This window comes from Pseudomonas sp. CH235, from assembly GCF_004368175.1.
Taxonomy (GTDB): Bacteria; Pseudomonadota; Gammaproteobacteria; order Pseudomonadales; family Pseudomonadaceae; genus Aquipseudomonas; species Aquipseudomonas paraglycinae.
On record NZ_RRZJ01000022.1, the window covers coordinates 75,051 to 94,083 of the forward strand.

Sequence of the window (19,033 nt, forward strand, 5' to 3'; positions counted from 1 at the left end):
AACAACAACAAACCAGGAGACACCCCCTCATGTTTGGCATGTCCCATGACGCCTACCTGCTGCTCGATGCAGTGGTTACGGTGATCGGACTCATCGTCCTGATCACCAAATTCAAGATTCACCCCTTCATTGCCCTGACCATCGCCGCCGCGTTCCTCGGCCTGACCTCCGGCATGCCGATCGGCACCATCATCAAGGCGTTCCAGGACGGCTTCGGTGGCGTGCTCGGTTTCGTCGGCATCATCCTCGCGCTGGGTACGATGCTCGGCAAGATGATGGCCGAATCCGGCGGTGCCGATCAGATCGCCCAGACCCTGATCCGCGCCTTCGGCAAGGACAAGGTCCAGTGGGCGATGATGTTCGCCGCCTTCCTGGTGGGCATTCCGCTGTTCTTCGAAATCGGCTTCGTGTTGCTGATTCCGCTGGTGTTCATCGTGGCTCGCCGCACCGGTGTGTCGATCATCAAGATCGGCATCCCGCTGCTCGCCGGCCTGTCCGCCGTGCACGGTCTGGTGCCGCCGCACCCGGGCCCGCTGCTGGCCATCGGCGTGTTCGGTGCCGACATCGGCAAGACCATTCTGTACGGTCTGATCGTCGCACTGCCGACTGCAATCATCGCCGGTCCGATCTTCGGTACGTTCATCGCCAAGCACATTCCGGGTCATCCGAACCAGGAACTGGTTGATCAACTGGCCCGTGAAAACGATTCGGCCAATCTGCCGAGCTTCAGCATCACCCTGGTCACCGTGCTGCTGCCGGTGTTCCTGATGCTGCTGAAAACCTTCGCCGACGTGGCGCTGCCGGACGGTCATTTCTTCCGCACCTGGATGGACATGATCGGTCACCCGATCTCGGCACTGTTGCTGGCATTGCTGCTGTCGCTGTACACCTTCGGCTACAAGCAGGGCATCGGTTCTCAGCAGATGCTCAAATGGCTCGACGCGAGCCTGGCGCCAACTGCCGCGATCATCCTGATCATCGGTGCCGGCGGCGGCTTCAAGCAGATGCTGGTGACCAGCGGCGTGGGCGACGTGATCGGCCACATGGCGGTCAGCGCGCAGATCTCGCCGATCCTGCTGGCGTGGCTGGTGGCAGCGGTGATCCGCATCGCGACCGGTTCGGCCACCGTGGCTACCATCACGGGCGCGGGCATTGTGGTGCCGGTGGTCGGGATGATTCCGGGCGTGAACCGTGAGTTGCTGGTGCTGGCCACCGGTGCCGGGTCGCTGATCCTGTCCCACGTCAACGACGCCGGTTTCTGGCTGGTGAAGCAGTACTTCAACATGACCGTGGCCGAGACCTTCAAGACCTGGACGGCGATGGAAACCATCCTGTCGGTGGTGGGTTTGGGCTTTATTCTGTTGCTGTCGCTGTTCGTTTAACCTCGAACGCCAGACACAAAAAAAACGCAGCGATGCGGTTTTTTTGTGCCTGGATCGTTCCCACGCTCCGCGTGGGAATGCAGCCCGGGACGCTCTGCGTCCCAAAGCGGACGCGGAGCGTCCATTGAGGCATTCCCACGCAGACGGTTCGACGCCTCGACGTGGGAACGATCATCACCTCAGGATTTGGTCACGAGGCCATCCGCCCGGAACATCCCGCGAATCCCGCGTACTGCCTGGCGAATCCGGTCCTGGTTTTCGATCAGCGCAAAGCGCACGTGATCGTCGCCGTACTCACCAAAGCCGACACCCGGCGAGACGCAGACCTTGGCCTCGGCCAGCAGCTTCTTGGCGAATTCCAGCGAGCCGAGGTGCGCGTAGGCTTCGGGAATCTTCGCCCAGACGTACATCGAAGCTTTCGGGTTCTCGACCATCCAGCCCAGTTCATGCAGGCCTTTGACCAGTACGTTGCGGCGCTGGCGATATTGCTCGGCGATGTCGCGTACGCACTGCTGATCACCTTCCAGCGCAGCAATCGCGGCCACCTGCAGCGGGGTGAACGTGCCGTAGTCGTGGTAGCTCTTGATCCGCGCCAAAGCGCTGACCAGTTCCGGGTTGCCGACCATGAAGCCGATGCGCCAGCCCGCCATGTTGTAGCTCTTGGACAGGGTGAAGAACTCCACCGCGATGTCCTTGGCACCCGGCACCTGCATGATCGACGGGGCTTTCCAGCCGTCGTAGACGATGTCGGCGTAAGCCAGGTCGTGCACCACCAGCACGTCGTACTGTTTGGCGAGAGCAATCACCCGCTCGAAGAAATCGAGTTCCACGCACTGCGCGGTCGGGTTGGACGGGAAGCCGAGGATCATCATCTTCGGTTTCGGGATCGAGCCGCGAATCGCCCGTTCCAGCTCGGCGAAGAAGTCCACGCCCGGCACCAGCGGCACCGATCGCACCTGGGCGCCGGCAATCACGGCACCGTAGATGTGAATCGGGTAGCTCGGGTTAGGCACCAGTACCGTGTCGCCCTGATCCAGGGTCGCCAGCATCAAGTGCGCCAGGCCTTCCTTGGAACCGATGGTGACGATGGCTTCGCTTTCCGGGTCGATCTCGACCTCGTAGCGTTCCTTGTACCAGTTGGAAATCGCCCGGCGCAGGCGCGGAATGCCCTTGGACGTGGAGTAACCGTGGGTGTCTTCGCGTTGTGCAACCTGCACCAGTTTTTCAACGATGTGCGGCGGCGTGGCGCCGTCGGGGTTGCCCATGCTCAAGTCGATGATGTCTTCGCCGCGACGTCGGGCGGCCATCTTCAGCTCGGCGGTGATGTTGAAAACGTAAGGGGGGAGTCGATCTATGCGCGCAAAGCGGCGCGGCGAACCTTGTTCAGCCATTGTTGCCTCGGATAACGTAAGCGCCCGGAACCGTCCGAGCGACGCTGGTCACTGCGGTGACCTGTGGCGGACGATAAGGGCAGCGATGGCAGACTGTCCAGCGCCTTTGTAAACAAATTTTTCCCAAGGAAAACGGTTAATGGAATTCGCCAGCGGCTTCTTGCTGAGCCTTTCGCTGTGCCTGGACATCGGCGTGGCCAACATCGCGATGATCACCCTGGCGATGCAGCGCGGCTATTTTCAGGGCTTCGCACTGGGCCTCGGCACCTGCGTCGGCGACCTGATCTACGCGGTGCTGGCGCTGGCCGGGATGACCGTTCTGCTGCAATACGAAACCGTGCGCTGGGTGTTGTGGATCGGCGGTTCGGCACTGTTGATCTACTTCGCGGCGAAGATGATCTATTCGGCGATCCATCACGAAGCGCAATTGGCGGCGACCGCCGAAGTGGGCCAGAACTCCCATCGCAAGGAATTCTTCCGTGGGATCTTTCTCGCCATGTCGTCACCCAGCGCCATCCTCTGGTTCGCGGCAGTGGGCGGCACGTTGATCGCCCGTTCCGGCGGCGGCGGTCCTTTGAGCTCGGCGCTGTTCCTCGGCGGCTTCCTGTGCGCCGGGCTGTTGTGGTCGGCAGGCCTGTGCTTCGCCGCGAGCCATGGCGGCAAGTTGCTGGGCGACAAACTCCTGCGCTATTCCTACATGGCATCTGCAGCGATCTTCTGCTATTTCGCGGTCTACGTGATCGTATCCGGTTATAACGAGTTCGTCGGTTCCGGCGCCGCCGAGGCCCTGCATACGCTGTAAATGTGCGAATCGGGTTTGGCTTCTATACTCCCAGCCGAACCCACTTTTTTCGTTCAAGGAGTCGAGTCATGGATGAGCAAAAACGCGTCGAAGTGGCTGAACCTCGCTTCGAACATGGACACTTCCTGCTGATTGCAGGATTTCGCGATCGCTTCACTCAAGAGACCGTTCAGGACATCCCTGCGCTGTGGGAAAAACTGATCCCGCACATCGGAAATATTCCGGGGCAGAAGGGTGAAGTGACCTACGGTGTCTGCAGCAATTTCGACGGCAACGGCGGTTTCGATTACATGGCCGGGGTCGAAATCCGCAAGCTGGACGACTTCCCGCAGGAAAAGTATCCGTGGATCGAAGTCCTGCCGCGTCAGTACGCGGTGTTCGAACACAAGGGTTCGCTGGATCAGTTGCCGCAGACCATTGACTACATCTACAACACCTGGCTGCCGAATTCCGAATACAAAGGGCTCAACGCCCCGGAGCTGGAACGCTACAGCGCCGATTTCAACCCGAAGCTCAATACCGGCAAGCTGGAAATCTGCGTCCCGGTGGAAAAGAAAACCTGATCGGCAACCGGCAGCGCGAACCCGCTTCGCGCTGCCGGTCGAGTTTCACTTGCCCTTGATCCGTCGTGCCCGCAACAGGTCGATGCCCAGGGTAATGAAGCCGAAGAAGCTGATGCCCAACACCATCAACAAACCGATCTCAACGCTGCTCATAAACGGTTCCCCCCTCGGGTGATCAGAGACAGGCGTCAGAAATAGACCGTCCCGAATCCGAAGAAAAGCGCTTATACGCAGGCTTTACGCCGCCCGTGCGGATCGATATGAACACCTTATTCCTTTATCCTTGGCGGCCTTGTTCCACTGATTTCGAGCCGCCATGAACACCGTCATCCGCCACGTCACCGCCGCCGACCTGGACCGCTGCTACGCCATCGAAACCCTCGCCTACGAGGGCGACGAAGCCGCGACCCGCGAGAAGATCGCCACGCGCATCGCCACCTGGCCGGACGGTTTCATCGTCGCCGAGGTGGACGGGCAGGTGGCCGGGTTCATCAACTCCGGTGCAGCGTTTGATGTGCAGATGTCCGACGAGGCATTCAAGGAACTGATCGGCCACGACCCGGCGGGGCCGAACGTGGTGATCATGTCGGTGGTGGTGCACCCGGATTATCAGGGCCTGGGTCTGGCCAAGCGCCTGCTGGGCGAGTTCATCGAACGCATGCGCGAGCAGGGCAAGGCGACGATCCACCTGATGTGCAAGGAACGGCATATCCCGCTGTACGCCGGATTCGGTTTTGCCTACATCAAACCGTCCGAATCCGACCACGGCGGGATGGCGTGGCACGAGATGATCCTGACCCTTTGAAGAAGAACCCCTGACCTGATCGTTCCCACGCAGAGCGTGGGAACGATCGGTGGGCGGGGTCAGTAGAGGGTGTCACGTACTCTGGCCGGGGCCTCGCGATCATAGGCCTCGGCATCAAACTGCCCATCATTCAGACGCTTGTGAAACGCGCCCGCCGTCGGCAGCGCCGAGCGCGGCAAGTGGGTTTCAGGGTTCCACGCATCCGAACGCACGAATGCCTTGGAGCAATGAAAGAACGCCGCCTCCACCGTCACCAGCAGCACCGTGCGCGCCGGTTTGCCGTTCACCGCGAAGCTTTCCAGCAAGTCGGGATCAGCGCTGATGCTCGCCGTACCGTTGACCCGCAACGTCTCGCCGATCCCCGGAATGATGAACAGCAGCGACACTCGCGGATCGTGCAACACGTTGCGCAAGGTATCGATGCGGTTGTTGCCCGGACGATCCGGCAGGGCCAGGGTGCGCTCGTCAATGATCCGCACAAACCCCGGCGCATCACCGCGCGGGGAACCGTCGATGCCATCAGCTCCGACTGAGCTGACAATCACCAGCGGCGAGACCCGGACCATCGCCTGATAGTCCTCGTTGAGAAAATCGATCTGCTTGCGCACCGCCCGTTCGTGGGGCAATCCGTAAATGGCTTCCAGCGCTTCGATTGAATCGATCATCGTTGCTCCCTCGACGATTAGAAGAACAGCCCCATGCGCCGCTCGTAACCGATGCGACCCTTGTACGCTTCGCCGCTGTCGACGAAACCGTACTTGGCGTACAGCGCAATCGCGGCGTCGTTGTCGGCGTCCACCGACAGTTCCAGCCCTTTGATTTCCGGCCAGGCCTGGCGCGCAACTTCCGGTAACGCCAGCAGACAGGCCTTGCCGTAACCCTTGCCCTGTGCGCGGTGATCGACCTGCAACGCATGCAGGGTGGCGCTGTGTTCGTCGGCCCATTCCGGCAGGACCGGCGGGCGTTTGAGCAGCAGGAACGCCACCGGCACGTCTTCGGCCAGCAGCGCAAAACCTTTCACGCCGGGGCCGGGTTTCGACAGCAGCGTGTGCAGGGCGCCATGGATATCGCCGGAGAACTTGATCTGCTCGGCGTGGATTTCAATCGCCTCGACCTGTTGGCGTTGGGTGGCGTTCAGGCTTTCGTAAGGCACGAGTCGGGCTGACACGGGAATTTCCTTTTTCCTACAAAGATGAGCCTCGGATTCTAGCGAGTTTGTCTTCTCCGGAATTTTTTTGTTTCAACTGTCGATCCGGCAAATCGCCGAACGACTAAGGGTGTCTTCACAACAAAAACCAGGGAGAAACCCCATGAGTACGCAAGCGCAGATTCAAACCCTGATCGACACCTACCGCGAGGCGGTGATGACCAAGGACGTGGAAAAAGTCATGGCGCTGTACGCCGACGACATCCTCTCGTTCGATGCGATCAAGGCCCTGCAATTCAAGGGCAAGGAGGCCTACCGCGCGCACTGGGTGGACTGCATGGAAATGTGCCCCGGCCCGCACATCTTCGAGTTCCACGAAATCGCGATCGAGGCCGCCGACAACATCGCCTTCGCCCACTGGGTCGCCAACTGCGGCGGGACCAATGAAAAGGGCGAAACCCAGAGTTGCTGGATGCGCGTTACCGCGTGCTACCGGCAGGTTGGCGGGGTGTGGAAGATCGCCCACGAGCACTGGTCTGCACCGTTCGACCCGATGAGCGGCGCGACCCTGTTCGATGTGAAACCCTGATCTTCAGCCATAGTTGATCCGTCCGATTCAGGAGAACGCCATGAAGTATTTATGCCTGGTCTACAGCGATGAGCGCCTGCTGCATTCGTCGCCCGACAGCCCGGAGGATGCCGAGTGCTGGGCCTACGCCGAGTCGATCCAGGGCAGCGGCCGGATGGTTGCCGCCGAAGCGCTGGAGTCGGTGCAGACCGCCACCACGGTGCGCATGCGCAACGGCAAGCTGTCGATCACCGACGGCCCGTTCGCCGAGACCAAGGAGCAGTTGGCCGGTTTCTACCTGATCGACGCGCGGGATCTCAACGAAGCGATTCAGGTCGCCGGCAACATTCCGGCGGCCCGGGTCGGCAGCGTCGAAGTGCGTCCCGTGCGCCAGTTGAATGTCTGAGGTCCGGGCGCGGGTCGAGCAGGTCTATCGCGAAGACTCGCGACGGATCCTCGCGACCCTGATCCGCCTGCTCGGCGATTTCGACCTCGCCGAAGAAGCCCTGCACGAGGCGTTCTTCGTCGCGGTCGAGCGCTGGCAGCGCGACGGCGTGCCGGACAATCCGCGAACCTGGCTGGTGTCCACCGGGCGCTTCAAGGCGATCGACGTGCTGCGCCGCCGCGCACGGTTCAAGGCCTCGCAGCCGTTATTGCTGGCGCAACTGGAAGAACTGGAACAGTCCGAATGGGACGCCGAAGACGTGGAAGACGATCGCCTGCGCCTGATCTTCACCTGCTGCCACCCGGCGCTGGCGGCGGACGCGCAAGTACCGCTTACCCTGCGTGAAGTCTGCGACCTCACCACTGAAGAAATCGCCCGCGCATTTCTCTCGGCCCCGGCGGCGATTGCCCAGCGCATCGTGCGCGCTAAGGCGAAGATTCGTGACGCGAAAATTCCTTATCAAGTGCCGAGCCTGAGCGAATTGCCCGAGCGCCTCGACAGCGTGTTGCGGGTGATTTATCTGGTGTTCAACGAGGGTTATTCGGCGTCCGGCGGCGCTCAGGTGACCCGCGAAGACCTGACCCGCGAGGCGATCCGCCTCGGGCGGTTGTTGCTGGAGTTATTGCCGGATCCGGAAGTTATGGGGCTGCTGGCGTTGATGTTGTTGCATGAGTCGCGGAGGTCGGCGCGCTCGACGCCAAGCGGTGAACTGATTTTGCTGGATGATCAGGATCGCGGATTGTGGAATGCCGAGCTGATTGCCGAAGGCTGTGAACTGGTGGAAAAAGCGCTGACCACGGGACGTTTCGGGCCGTACTGCCTGCAAGCGGCGATTGCGGCGGTGCATGCCGAAGCGCCGACGGCAGGGGAGACGGACTGGGTGCAGATCGTCGGGCTGTATGACGTTTTGTTGCGGGCGGTGCCGTCGCCGGTGATCGAGTTGAACCGGGCGGTGGCGGTGGCCAAGCGTGACGGGGCGCTGGCGGGGTTGACCCTGGTTGAAGGGATTCTGGAGCGTGGGGAGTTGCAGGATTACCACTTGGCGCATTCGGCGCGGGCGGAGTTTTGTCGGCAGTTGGGGCGGGTTGAGGAGGCGCGGGCGGCTTATCGGCGTGCCCTGGAATTGACGCGGCAAGAGCCGGAGCGGCGGTTTATCGAGGGGCGGCTTTCGGCTTTGGATCGCTTGCCCTCACCCTAGCCCTCTCCCGGAGGGAGAGGGAACCGATCCGGGAATATTGGAGATATGCGCCGACGTGAGAGATTTGCTCTGAATCCATAATCGACTCGATATTTCAAGTCGATGTATGACGTAAGACACCTCGGTCAGTTCCCTCTCCCTTCGGGAGAGGGTTAGGGTGAGGGCGCTTTTGATTTTGCCTTTCGCCTTTAGCTTTTAGGCCTGCTGCCGAGTCGCAGCCATCACAATCTCGCGAATACAAACCCCCTGCGGCTGCCCATACGCATAAGCAATCGCCGTCGCCACATCCTCGGCACTCAACACCGTGCCACCCATGTCCTGCTTCCAGGCCTGATACCCGGTCTTGATCGCCTCATCCGTGGTATGGCTCAGCAACTCGGTCTCCACCGCACCCGGCGCAATCGTGGTCACCCGCACGTTATGCGGCGACAACTCTTCACGCAGATTCTCCGACAACCCATGCACCGCAAACTTGGTGCCGACATACGCCACATGGTTCGGGAACGTCTTGCGTCCGGCCACCGAGCTGACGTTGATGATCGTGCCGTGCTTGCGCTCGATCATCCCGGCGACCACCGCGTGCACGCCATTGAGCAGGCCCTTCACGTTGACGTCGAGCATCTGGTCCCACTGCGCCGGGTCCTGCTTGCTCATCTCGCCCAGCAGCATCACCCCGGCGTTGTTGATCAGTGCATCGGCAGGGCCGAACTGCGCTTCCGCCTCGGCCACAGCGGCCAGCAACGCGGCGCGGTCGGTGATGTCGACGCGGCGGCTGAGGGTGTTCGGCAGGGCCATTGCTTCGAGGCGTTCGATGCGCCGGGCCAGCAACAGCAGCGGATGGCCGGCAGCGCTCAAGCGGCGGGCGGTGGCTTCGCCGATGCCCGAGCTGGCGCCGGTGATGATGATCAATGGCTTGCTCATGGTTGAACTCCTGAGATAAGAAAAACAAATAACCAGATTCGTGACGCAGTATATTTAGTCCGCTGGAGGCTGAAAAATGCCTTATTCCTCTGTCTGCTATCGGAATCTCCTATGGATATCCGCCATCTCAAAGCCTTCCTCGCGGTGTTCGAGGAACGCAACATCACCGCCGCCGCGCAACGGCTGTTCATCAGTCAGCCCACGTTGTCGGTGACCATCAAACAGCTGGAAGAAGAACTCGGCGCGACGCTGTTCGTGCGTCAGCCCCGTGGTGTGGAAGTCAGCGACGAAGCGCGTCTTCTATACCCGCAGGCACGGCGGATGGTGGCCGAGTCCGAGGCACTGAGCCGGATGTTTCGCGGCCGCGAAAACCGTGCGCCGCTGACCCTCGGCATCGAAGGCGACATCGCCGCCAGTCACATCGAAGCCTTCGTGCGGATGGCCCATCAGGCGTTGCCCAATCTGTTGCTGACCCTGGAAGAGGGCTGTCACGGCGATGGTCGATTGGCGGTCGAGGAAATGTGCTGCGAGGACGAACTGTTCCTGCCGCTGTGGGAAGAGTCCTATGTGATGGCGCTGCCTCTCGATCATCCGATGGCAAACGCGCAGGCCGGCTGGGCGCCGATCGAGGACTGGATCACCTGCCCACAGCATCCTTCACATCAGCGGTTGATGGCGCTGTACGGACGCTCGCCGGAAGCGGTGGCGGGGCATGCCGGTTCACTGCAACAGGCGTTGCACATGGTGGCGGCGGGTGTCGGCGTGGCGATGTTGCCGCAGTCGCTTGTCAGCAGGCATGAACGCATCGTCGTGCGCGCGCTGCACCTGCCGGCGCCGACCCGGCGGGTGGGATTGTGCTATGCAGCGCAAGCGCTGGAGTTGCCGACGATGCGCGGGTTGCACACGTATTTTCAGGTGAACCGCCCGCTAGCCATCGAGGCGGCCTGAGCTATTCCAGCATCTTGCTCAGCAACCAGCTGCCCGCTGGCCCCGGCGGGTACAGCCGCGACCACAGCGCATCGACGAACACCGGTTTCGGCCAGCCGCGCACCTTCAGTTCCACCAGCAAATCATTGCCGAAACGCTCCACCAGCCAGCGTGGCAGCGGGGCCCAGCCAAAACCTTTCTCGGCCATTTCCAGCAGCATCAGGTAACTCGGTGCCGACCACACCCGGCCTTTGCCGCGACTGTCATAGGGATTGACGATGGTGGCCAGGCGCAGTTCGCGATGCTGCTCAAGGACCGTTTGATCGATGGATTCCTGAGTCGCCAACGGATGCCCACGACCCACAAACAAGGCGATTTCAGTGCGCTCGGCGACGGTCGCGGTTGCCAGGTCCGGCGGGTAGTTGTCCTGCATCTCGGCAAACGCCAGATGCGCCCGACCGCGCTGCACCAGTTCGACCAGGTCATCGCACTCGGCGATCAGGCATTCCAGTTCCAGATCCGGATAACGCTGCTCGAAACCCACCAATGCGGCTTCGAAACGGTCGGACTGATAAGTGTCGGAAATCGCCACCGTGAGTTTCGGCTCAACACCTTGGGCCAATTGCCGGGCAGTCATTTCCAGTCGGCTGGTGGCCGACAGAATCGCCTCGGCCCGTTGTAGCATCACGTGGCCGGCCGGGGTCAGCGTCGGCTTGCGGCTGCTGCGGTCGAACAGCACCAGGTCCAGATCGATCTCAAGACTGGCCACCGCCGCACTCACCGTCGACTGACTGCGCCCGAGTTTGCGCGCCGCCGCCGAAAACGAACCTTGAGTCGCCGCCTGGACAAACGCCAGCAACACTTCCTGAGATGCCATGAACTATCGCCTTGATCGATGGTTATTGGTTATGAAGTATCGGTTCGGTGCTGGATCATGGCAACCATCTTCACAGAGGACTTCGGCCATGACTGCCAACAAATCCATCACTGAGCGTATCTTCCAGGCCATCGGTTTCGAACTGCTGGCGATCCTGATCTGTACCCCGTTGCTGGCGTGGATCATGGGCAAACCGCTGGTCGAAATGGGCGCCGTCACCATCGCAATCGCGTTGCTGGCCCTGGGCTGGAACGTGGTGTTCAACGGCTTCTTCGACCGGATGCTCAAGCGCTGGAACATCGCTCACAATGCCTGGGTGCGAGTGGCGCACGCGCTGCTGTTCGAGGGCGGGTTGATCGTGATGGGCGTGCCGCTGATTGCCTGGTGGCTGTCGGTCAGTCTGTGGCAGGCGTTCCTGCTCGACATCGGCGTGCTGCTGTTCTTCCTGCCGTACACCTACATCTACCACTGGGGTTATGACGTGGTGCGCGAGCGGCTGGTGATGCGCAGCGTCTGCCAGAACTGAAAAAAAAATCGCAGCCTGTGAGGGCTGCGATTTTTTTGTCCTGGGTTTTTGCAGGGTTTAGAGAAACATCCCGCCCGACGCTTCAATCCGCTGACCGTTGATCCACTGCGCCCCCGGCGACAGCAACAGCGCCAGCGCACCGCCAATGTCATCCGGCTGCCCGGCCCGGCCCAGCGCGGTGTTGCTGGCGACCATCGCATTCAACGCCGAATTGTCGCGCACCGCGCCGCCACCGAAGTCGGTTTCGATGGCGCCCGGTGCCAGGATATTCACGGCGATCTGCCGCGCCCCCAGCTCCTTGGCCTGATAACGGGTCAGCACTTCCATCGCGCCTTTCATCGCCGCGTAAGCCGCGTAACCCGGCAGGGTGAAGCGGGCCAGACCGCTGGAGATGTTGATGATCCGCCCGCCATCGTTGATCAGCGGCAGCAGTTGCTGAGTGAGGAAGAACGGCCCTTTCAACTGCACGTTCATCAGTAGGTCGAACTGCTCCGGCGTGGTGTCGGCGAAGGAGGCATGCACGCCAATCCCGGCGTTGTTGATCAGGAAATCGAAGCGCGGACGTTCAAGTTGTTGCAGCGCCTGCTCGACCCGCACGGCGAAATCGGCAAAACCTTCGCTGCGCCCGACATCCAGTTGCAGCATCACGGCTTGGGCGCCGAGGGTTTCCAGTTCCTGCACCAGCGCCTGGGCTTCATCGGCGCGGCTGTTGTAGGTGCCGATGATGTCCACGCCTTGCGCGGCGAGGTGCAGGGCGGCGTTCTTGCCGAGGCCACGGCTGGCACCGGTGATCAATGCGATTTTGCGGTTCATGGGTCTTCCTCGATGGCAGTGACGGTTGATGGGGCACAGTTTATTTATCCGCTGTGAGGTGATAAACAGACTGAAACCGGAATCACTGGTCGGATTGTCCGAACAATCAATGGGTGGCCCATGAACAAACTGGAACTGCTGCGCACCTTCGTCCGGGTCAGCGAATTGTCGAGTTTCACGATGGCGGGGGAGAGTCTCGGGCTGCCGCGTTCAACGGTGTCCGAGCAGGTACAGGCGCTTGAAACCCTGCTCGGCACGCGGCTGCTGCAACGCACGACGCGCAAGGTCCAGGCGACTCAGGACGGCCTTGCGCTGTACGAGCGAAGCAAGGATCTGCTGTCGCACATGGACGAAATCGAGAACCTGTTCCGCCAGGACGAAGCGTCGCTGACCGGGCGGATCCGGGTCGATATGCCGAACATTCTGTCGCGACGGCTGATCATGCCGAAGCTGCCGGAATTCATGGCCCGTCATCCGAATCTGGAGCTGGAAATCAGCAGCACCGATCGCCGGGTCGACCTGCTCGCCGAAGGTTTCGATTGCGTGGTGCGCATCGGCGCGCAGCCCGATCAGTCGGTGGTGGCGCGGCACCTGGGGGACTTCAGCATGATCAACTGCGCCAGCCCCGCGTATCTGGAGCGCTATGGCGTGCCGCAGACTCTGGAAGATCTGGCGCAGCATCGGTTGGTGCATTACGTGGGGGTGCTGGGTTCGCGTTCGGATGGGTTTGTCTACGAGCAGGATGGGCAGGTTCACAGGGTGCCAATGGCGGGCAGTGTGACGGTCAACAGCACCGATGCCTACGAGTCGGCGTGTCTGGGGGGATTCGGTCTGATCCAGGTGCCGCGTACCGGCATGAACACCTATCTGGATACCGGCGAGGTGGTGACGGTGCTGCCGCAATACACCGCGCCGGCGATGGGCATTTCACTGTTGTACGCGAGGCAGCGGCATCTGCCGTTGCGGGTGCGGGTGTTCATGGACTGGCTGGGGGATTTGATTCGTTCGACGCTCTGATTTCTGCCGCAAATCCCTGTGGGAGTAAAGGCTCTCACAGGGATTCGGCTGGATCAGAAGATCTGGGTGAACAGCCAATACAAACTGCCCGACAGCAGAATCGCCGCCGGCAACGTCAGCACCCACGCCATCAGCAGATTGCGGATGGTCTTCATCTGCAAACCGCCACCGTTGGCGACCATGGTCCCGGCCACGCCCGAGGACAGCACATGAGTGGTCGACACCGGCAGGCCGAACATGTCGGCGGCGCCGATGGTCAGCATCGCTACCGTTTCCGCCGACGCGCCCTGGGCGTAGGTCAGGTGGGTTTTGCCGATCTTCTCGCCGACCGTGACCACGATCCGCTTCCAGCCGACCATGGTGCCCAGCCCCAAAGCAATCGCCACTGCGATCTTCACCCACAGCGGAATAAACCGCGTGGCGTTGTCGATCTGTTGCTTGAACAGTTGCAGCTTGCCGCTGGTGTCGGCGTCGAAGGTGCCGACCTTGTTCTTGTCCATCAGGCGAATGGTTTCGCTGGCCAGGTACATGTCGTTACGCACGTTGCCCATGGCCTCGGCCGGGACTTTCGCCAGCGAGCCGTAGCCTTTGACTTCTTCACCGATGTGTCCGGTCAGGGAGGCGAGGGCGGGGATCAGTTGCGGCGTGGCTTCCTTGCTGCGCACGTAGTCGGAGAGCACAGCGCGCGGATCGGCCGGTGCCGGCAGTGGCGCACTTTTCACCAGCGCTTGCTGGGTCACTTGGGCGACAGCGGCGAATTGCAGCGACTGTTCTTCCGGCATGGTGCGGTTCAGCGCATAAGCCATCGGCAGGGTGCCGACCAGAATCAACATGATCAGGCCCATGCCTTTCTGGCCGTCGTTGGAACCGTGAGCGAAGGACACGCCGGTGCAGGTCAGGATCAGCAGACCGCGAATCCACCACGGTGGCGGGGTGTTGCCTTCCGGCGCCTTGTACAGCGAACGGTTCTTCACGAACGCGCGCAGCGCCAGCAGCAACAGCGCCGCACAACCGAAGCCCACCAGCGGCGACAGCAGCAGCGCGTAACCGATCTTGGTCGCTTGGGCCCAGTCCACACCGCTGGTGCCATCGCGGCCGTGCATCAGCGCGTTAGCTACGCCGACGCCGATGATCGAACCGATCAGCGTGTGCGATGACGAGGCCGGCAGGCCCAGCCACCAGGTGCCGAGGTTCCACAGGATCGCCGCGATCAGCAGGGCGAAGATCATCGCGAAACCGGCGGACGAACCGACCTGCAGAATCAGCTCCACCGGCAGCAGGGCGATGATGCCGAACGCCACCGCGCCGCTCGACAGCAGCACCCCGAGGAAGTTGAAGAAACCCGACCACACCACGGCCACATTAGGCGGCAGCGAGTGGGTGTAGATCACCGTGGCCACGGCGTTGGCGGTGTCGTGGAAACCGTTGACGAACTCGAAGCCCAGCGCAATCAACAACGCCACGCCGAGCAGCAGGAACGGCGTCCAGGTGGTGACCACCGTGCCGAGTTCGTGCATGTCGTGCATCAGGCTGTAGGCGGTGAACAGCATCCCCATCGCCAGTACCGCGAAAAACACTACGTAGGTGAACGGGCCGGTTTTCTTGTCGAGGGCCGGCCTGCCACTGGCAGCGGGGGCCGGGCTGGCGGTCAGGGAGGGAGTAGCCATGGGAGGACAATCCTGAGCGGGGGAAGGAGTGTCGCCCATGATCGTTGCTAAATATTACAGAGAGGCTGCGACAGATCAGTGTTTAGCGGATTAGCCGCGCCGCTGATCTGAAGGGCGATGAAGATCCAATGCGACGATCGTTCCCACGCTCTGCGTGGTAACGCCGCCCGGGACGCTCCGCGTCCCTGTGACGCAGAGCGTCACCTGATGCATTCCCACGCGGAGCGTGGGAACGATCTTGCAAAGTAAGTCAGTAATCCCGCCGCTTGCGAAACGCCCAGCGCCCGGCGATCACGGTAAACGTCGCCACCAGCGCCACCAGAATCCAGAACCCTTCCGGATCGGTGGCCAGCGGCACGCCGCCGACGTTCATGCCGAAGAAACCGGCAATGATGTTGATCGGCAGCGCCAGCACCGTGACCACGGTCAGGGTGAACAGCGTGCGGTTGCTCTGTTCGTTGAGGTTGGCGGCGATCTCCTCCTGCAACAGCTTGATCCGCTCGCCGAGGGCGGTCAGGTCGTTGATGATCAGCGCGAACTCCTCGGTGGACTTGCGCAACTCCTTCACGTCTTCCTTCTGCAACCACGGCGGTGGTCGGTTGAGCAGGCGCAGCAGCGAACCCGGTTCCAGCGCCAGCAGCCGTTGCAGGCGCACCAGCACCCGCCGGTTGGCGCCGAGTTCGGCGCGGTTGGTCGACAGTCGTGAGGAGAGCAATTCGTCCTCGACCTGATCGACGCTCATGCTGGTCTTGCGCACGATCTGGGTCAGTACTTCGCCCTGATCGCGCAGCAGGTGCACCAGCAGTTCCAGCGGCGAACGAAAGCACTCGCCGGACTTCACCGAAGAACGCAGCTTGTCCACCGAGTGCAGCGGTTGCAGGCGCGCACTGACGATCAGTTTGCTGCGCACGCAGACCCACAGCGTCGACACGTCCGATGACACCATGCTGCTGAGGTTGAACACCACATCGTTGACCACCGCCAGCAACGCCGAATCCACATGCTCGATGCGGGTCGAGCGCGAACCTTCGTGCAGCGCTTCGAAAAACTCTTCGGGCAATTGCAGATGGCTTTTCATCCAGCGCTCGCACGCGGCGTGCGCCAGGTTCAGGTGCAGCCAGAGAAATTCATCGCCCTCGCTGTCGTCTTGCAGACAGCGCAGGGCGGTCGCCGAATCCACCTCGCGCCCGCGTTCGCCGGGGCGAAAGCGAAAGCCGTAAAGCAGGCCGAACAGGTCAGGATCACGATGACTGATATCGAGGCTGTGGTTCATGAAGGCTCGCTGCGAGGAGGCGTCTGTCGCGGGATTTGCAGATTCACCTGAGCCGCATCATCGCAATGTCACATGACGTTTGTGTGACAGCAAAATGACGTCAAATCAACGCGTTACCGAGGGTCGGATTTTTCTCAAGAAGGGCGCTGGAACGCCGATCACGCATGAGTTAGGTTGCGCGCCTTCGGCCATGAGCCAAGGTCCGCCGACACGGATGTCCGGCAACAATTCACGTCTTACCGGGCGTGCCTCATCCCTGTCCTGAGTACCTGTGATGCTGCAAAAATCCCTGAGAGCGCAAATTCTCGCCCTGCTGAGCGGCAGCCTGCTGGCGATGCTGTTGATCGCGCTGGCCTGCTTTCATTTCCTGTCCAACGGCGTGCAGAACTACAGCCAATTGATCGCAGGTCCGTTGCACACCTCGCAACTGATCGATGAAGCCAACCTGCAATTCAAGGTGCAGGTTCAGGAGTGGAAAAACGTTCTGCTGCGCGGAAAGCAACCGGCGGATCTGGCCAAGTACTGGGGCCAGTTCGAAGACCGTCAGCGCGATGTGCAGGGCATCCTCGGTGAGCTGGCCAACCAGAAAGGCCTCGAGCCTGCGCTGAAAACCCGCATTGATCGCCTGCGCGAAGAACACCGTCTGCTTGGTGCTGCGTACCAGAAGGGCCGTGATGCCTACGTCGCCGCCGGTGCCGATCCGACTGCGGGGGACGCCGCCGTCAAAGGCGTCGACCGTGCCGTCAGCGACCAGATGAGCGAGCTGGTCGCCGAGCTGCGCAAGCAGGGCACCGAGCAATCGGCGCAGATCAGCGCCAGTGCTGACCGCACTGTGTGGCTGGGGCTGTTGGTGATGCTCGCGTCAGGCTTGCTGATCGGTCTGCTCAGCCTGTGGCTGGTCAACCGCAACCTGGTCGAGCCGATCCGCAAACTCATCGACTACGTCACCCAGTTGAGCAAGGGGCGTCTGGTCGAGCGTGTGTCCAGCGACCGTCAGGACGAGCTGGGTAACCTGGCCGCAGCGGCCAACACGTTGCGCGATTTCCTCGCCGAAACCTTCAATCATCTGCAACGCAGCGCCAAGGATCTGGACAGCGCCAGCGGCGAGTTGAACGCCATCGCCACCGTGATGGCCGGCGGCACCAACGAGCAGTTCAGCCGCACCGATCAGGTGGCCACGGCGATGAACGAAATGTCCGCCACCGCCCAGGAAGTCGCCCGTCATGCGGCTGACGCTGCACGTGCGGCCGACGATGCCGACCAGTCCGCGCAGCAGGGCGAGAAGGTCATGCAGAGCACCATTCACAGCATCACCCAGATGCGCGGCGAAATCGCCAACACCGCCACCGTGATCCGTCGTCTGGAAGCTGACAGCGGTCGCATCGGCAAGGTGCTGGAAGTGATTCGCGGGATCGCCGAGCAGACCAACCTGCTGGCGCTCAACGCCGCCATCGAAGCGGCCCGTGCCGGTGAAGCGGGGCGTGGTTTTGCGGTGGTCGCCGATGAGGTGCGCAACCTCGCGCAGCGTACGGCGGAGTCGATCATTGAGATCAACCAGATCATCCACAGCGTGCAGACCGGTGCGGTGGACGCGGCCCAGGCCATCGACAGCGGCCAGACCCGCAGCGATGAAAGCGTCGAGCAAGTGACCCAGGCCGGCGCCATGCTCGAGCGCATCACCCACGCGGTGGAAGCGATTCGCGACATGAACCGCCAGATCGCCACCGCCGCCGAGGAACAGACCTCGGTCGCCGAAGACATCTCGCGCAACCTGACCGAGATCACCTCGATCGCCAGCACCAACCTCGACAACGTGCAGCGCACCGAAAGCGCCAGCCAGAACCTGCACGGCCTGTCCGGCCAACTGAACGACGTCACCGCTCGCCTGAGCGTCTGACCGGCCAGTGACTGTGTACCGGTTCGGTTACCGAGTCGGTACACAGTCGATCTCAATTGGTGCAGACCGCCGCCGATGCCCGGTTATCTATAACCGGCATTGGAGATTTCCCATGGTCAGCATCACGTCTGTTTCGATCAATCAGACCGCCACCACGCCCACCAGCAAAACCTCGATTGCCGATACGGCCGACGACACCTCCACCTCAGCGGCGGCCAGCACCGGCGTGAAAGCCGACACCAGCAAAGTGGCGGCGGGCGGTGGCGCGGCGCCGGCGGGGGACAGCAGTTCCAGCAGCGAAGAATCGGATACCGTGAAAGAACTGCGCAAGCAGATTGCCGAGTTGCAGAAGCAGTTGCAGGAAGAGCAAAAGGCGCTGCAAGCGGCTCAGGCGAAGCAGGAAAGCCAGGATGCCAAGGCGGCGGATGTTGCGGCGGCGCAGTCGCAGATTGCGACGACGTCGGCTTCATTGCAGACGGCGACGGCGGCGTTGTTGGCGGCGTTGCAGGATTCGGATAGCGGTACTTCCGGTTCGTTGGTCAGTACCTCCGCGTGAAGCCTTTCCCCTCACCCTAGCCCTCTCCCCGAGGGAGAGGGGACTGACGGAGTTGAATGTTCGAGTTACGCCGACCTGAAAACCTTGTGTCGAACTCAGGTTTAGAAACCCATGGAGATCGGCTCCCTTTCCCCCCTCGCCCCCTTGGGGGAGAGGGCTGGGGTGGGTAAAGACCGGGTACATCCTTTACGTTTGAGACCGGGGACATGGTTTACAGGTATCAATCATGGTCAGGAGGTGCTGACCATGCCCTGGAAT

The 19,033-nt window shown here is 61.7% G+C and carries 20 protein-coding genes and 1 pseudogene; 13 read left to right on the forward strand and 8 right to left on the reverse strand.

The genetic code is table 11. The features are described from left to right. Positions 1–29: 29 nt before the first annotated feature. Positions 30–1,382: a GntP family permease gene (locus EIY71_RS20705; RefSeq protein WP_064598879.1), complete on the forward strand. Its 1,353-nt coding sequence runs from the start codon at positions 30–32 to the stop codon at positions 1,380–1,382. A gap of 179 nt (positions 1,383–1,561) precedes the next feature. Here the strand turns inward: EIY71_RS20705 and alaC are convergent, their stop codons facing one another. Then, on the reverse strand, positions 1,562–2,773 hold the full coding sequence (alaC, locus tag EIY71_RS20710; protein WP_085606535.1) for an alanine transaminase: 1,212 nt from the start codon (positions 2,771–2,773) through the stop codon (positions 1,562–1,564). 139 nt (positions 2,774–2,912) lie between these two features. Here alaC and EIY71_RS20715 point away from each other — a divergent pair, with 139 nt between their 5' ends. The 3 genes from EIY71_RS20715 (at position 2,913) to EIY71_RS20725 (ending at position 4,943) form a co-directional block, all read left to right on the forward strand. After that, the gene (locus EIY71_RS20715; protein ID WP_134022939.1) at positions 2,913–3,575 is read left to right on the forward strand and encodes a LysE family translocator; all 663 of its coding nucleotides are present in this window, start codon (positions 2,913–2,915) and stop codon (positions 3,573–3,575) included. 68 nt (positions 3,576–3,643) lie between these two features. Further along, positions 3,644–4,138, forward strand: coding sequence for a GyrI-like domain-containing protein (locus EIY71_RS20720; protein WP_085745162.1), 495 nt, complete (start codon positions 3,644–3,646; stop codon positions 4,136–4,138). A 316-nt stretch (positions 4,139–4,454) separates the two neighbouring features. Then, a complete protein-coding gene (locus EIY71_RS20725) occupies positions 4,455–4,943 on the forward strand; it encodes a GNAT family N-acetyltransferase (RefSeq protein WP_007951113.1) in 489 nt (162 codons plus the stop codon). A gap of 59 nt (positions 4,944–5,002) precedes the next feature. Here EIY71_RS20725 and EIY71_RS20730 read toward each other — a convergent pair whose 3' ends face one another. Continuing rightward, positions 5,003–5,608 carry a pyridoxamine 5'-phosphate oxidase family protein gene (locus EIY71_RS20730; protein WP_134022941.1) on the reverse strand — a complete coding sequence of 202 codons (606 nt, stop codon included), beginning with the start codon at positions 5,606–5,608 and terminating at the stop codon, positions 5,003–5,005. 17 nt (positions 5,609–5,625) lie between these two features. Then, positions 5,626–6,111: an N-acetyltransferase gene (locus tag EIY71_RS20735; protein WP_074688267.1), complete on the reverse strand. Its 486-nt coding sequence runs from the start codon at positions 6,109–6,111 to the stop codon at positions 5,626–5,628. 142 nt (positions 6,112–6,253) lie between these two features. Between EIY71_RS20735 and EIY71_RS20740 the strand changes: the two genes are divergently transcribed. Genes EIY71_RS20740 through EIY71_RS20750 form a run of 3 tightly spaced genes read left to right on the forward strand, consistent with a single transcriptional unit; the run spans position 6,254 to position 8,301 of the window. After that, positions 6,254–6,679, forward strand: a complete 426-nt coding sequence (locus EIY71_RS20740; protein ID WP_134022943.1) for a nuclear transport factor 2 family protein — start codon at positions 6,254–6,256, stop codon at positions 6,677–6,679. A gap of 40 nt (positions 6,680–6,719) precedes the next feature. Further along, positions 6,720–7,064: a YciI family protein gene (locus EIY71_RS20745; RefSeq protein WP_007951101.1), complete on the forward strand. Its 345-nt coding sequence runs from the start codon at positions 6,720–6,722 to the stop codon at positions 7,062–7,064. Further along, entirely contained in the window at positions 7,057–8,301 is a 1,245-nt protein-coding gene (locus EIY71_RS20750; protein ID WP_134022945.1) for an RNA polymerase sigma factor, read from the forward strand. The genes EIY71_RS20745 and EIY71_RS20750 overlap by 8 nt, the downstream gene beginning before the upstream one ends. A 195-nt stretch (positions 8,302–8,496) precedes the next feature. On the opposite strand, the gene EIY71_RS20755 is transcribed toward EIY71_RS20750, so the two are convergent. Then, positions 8,497–9,222 (reverse strand): SDR family oxidoreductase, encoded by a 726-nt coding sequence (locus EIY71_RS20755; protein ID WP_134022947.1) that lies wholly within the window; start codon positions 9,220–9,222, stop codon positions 8,497–8,499. 111 nt (positions 9,223–9,333) lie between these two features. Between EIY71_RS20755 and EIY71_RS20760 the strand changes: the two genes are divergently transcribed. After that, on the forward strand, positions 9,334–10,170 hold the full coding sequence (locus EIY71_RS20760; RefSeq protein ID WP_134022949.1) for a LysR family transcriptional regulator: 837 nt from the start codon (positions 9,334–9,336) through the stop codon (positions 10,168–10,170). A gap of 1 nt (position 10,171) precedes the next feature. Here EIY71_RS20760 and EIY71_RS20765 read toward each other — a convergent pair whose 3' ends face one another. Continuing rightward, positions 10,172–11,026, reverse strand: a complete 855-nt coding sequence (locus EIY71_RS20765) for a LysR family transcriptional regulator (protein ID WP_129974171.1) — start codon at positions 11,024–11,026, stop codon at positions 10,172–10,174. A gap of 88 nt (positions 11,027–11,114) precedes the next feature. On the opposite strand from EIY71_RS20765, the gene EIY71_RS20770 reads away from it, so the two are divergent. Next, a complete protein-coding gene (locus EIY71_RS20770) occupies positions 11,115–11,552 on the forward strand; it encodes a multidrug/biocide efflux PACE transporter (protein WP_085745155.1) in 438 nt (145 codons plus the stop codon). A 57-nt stretch (positions 11,553–11,609) separates the two neighbouring features. Here the strand turns inward: EIY71_RS20770 and EIY71_RS20775 are convergent, their stop codons facing one another. Continuing rightward, complete coding sequence (locus EIY71_RS20775; RefSeq protein ID WP_102687288.1) at positions 11,610–12,365, reverse strand: SDR family NAD(P)-dependent oxidoreductase; 756 nt, start codon at positions 12,363–12,365, stop codon at positions 11,610–11,612. A gap of 120 nt (positions 12,366–12,485) precedes the next feature. Between EIY71_RS20775 and EIY71_RS20780 the strand changes: the two genes are divergently transcribed. After that, positions 12,486–13,382 (forward strand): LysR family transcriptional regulator, encoded by an 897-nt coding sequence (locus EIY71_RS20780; protein ID WP_134022951.1) that lies wholly within the window; start codon positions 12,486–12,488, stop codon positions 13,380–13,382. Positions 13,383–13,435: 53 nt separating this feature from the next. On the opposite strand, the gene EIY71_RS20785 is transcribed toward EIY71_RS20780, so the two are convergent. Together EIY71_RS20785 and EIY71_RS20790 are read right to left on the reverse strand one after the other, a co-directional pair. Further along, positions 13,436–15,049 (reverse strand): inorganic phosphate transporter, encoded by a 1,614-nt coding sequence (locus EIY71_RS20785; RefSeq protein WP_102687290.1) that lies wholly within the window; start codon positions 15,047–15,049, stop codon positions 13,436–13,438. Between the two features lie 250 nt (positions 15,050–15,299). Further along, positions 15,300–16,322: a transporter gene (locus EIY71_RS20790; RefSeq protein WP_085606510.1), complete on the reverse strand. Its 1,023-nt coding sequence runs from the start codon at positions 16,320–16,322 to the stop codon at positions 15,300–15,302. 853 nt (positions 16,323–17,175) lie between these two features. Here EIY71_RS20790 and EIY71_RS28950 point away from each other — a divergent pair. From EIY71_RS28950 to EIY71_RS20800, 3 genes and pseudogenes are all read left to right on the forward strand, one after another. Continuing rightward, positions 17,176–17,286: pseudogene (locus EIY71_RS28950) on the forward strand (hypothetical protein); the annotation flags it as partial. A gap of 228 nt (positions 17,287–17,514) precedes the next feature. Continuing rightward, positions 17,515–18,219: a methyl-accepting chemotaxis protein gene (locus EIY71_RS28955; RefSeq protein WP_371921029.1), complete on the forward strand. Its 705-nt coding sequence runs from the start codon at positions 17,515–17,517 to the stop codon at positions 18,217–18,219. A 112-nt stretch (positions 18,220–18,331) separates the two neighbouring features. Then, positions 18,332–18,775 (forward strand): hypothetical protein, encoded by a 444-nt coding sequence (locus tag EIY71_RS20800; protein WP_134022955.1) that lies wholly within the window; start codon positions 18,332–18,334, stop codon positions 18,773–18,775. Positions 18,776–19,033 lie beyond the last annotated feature (258 nt).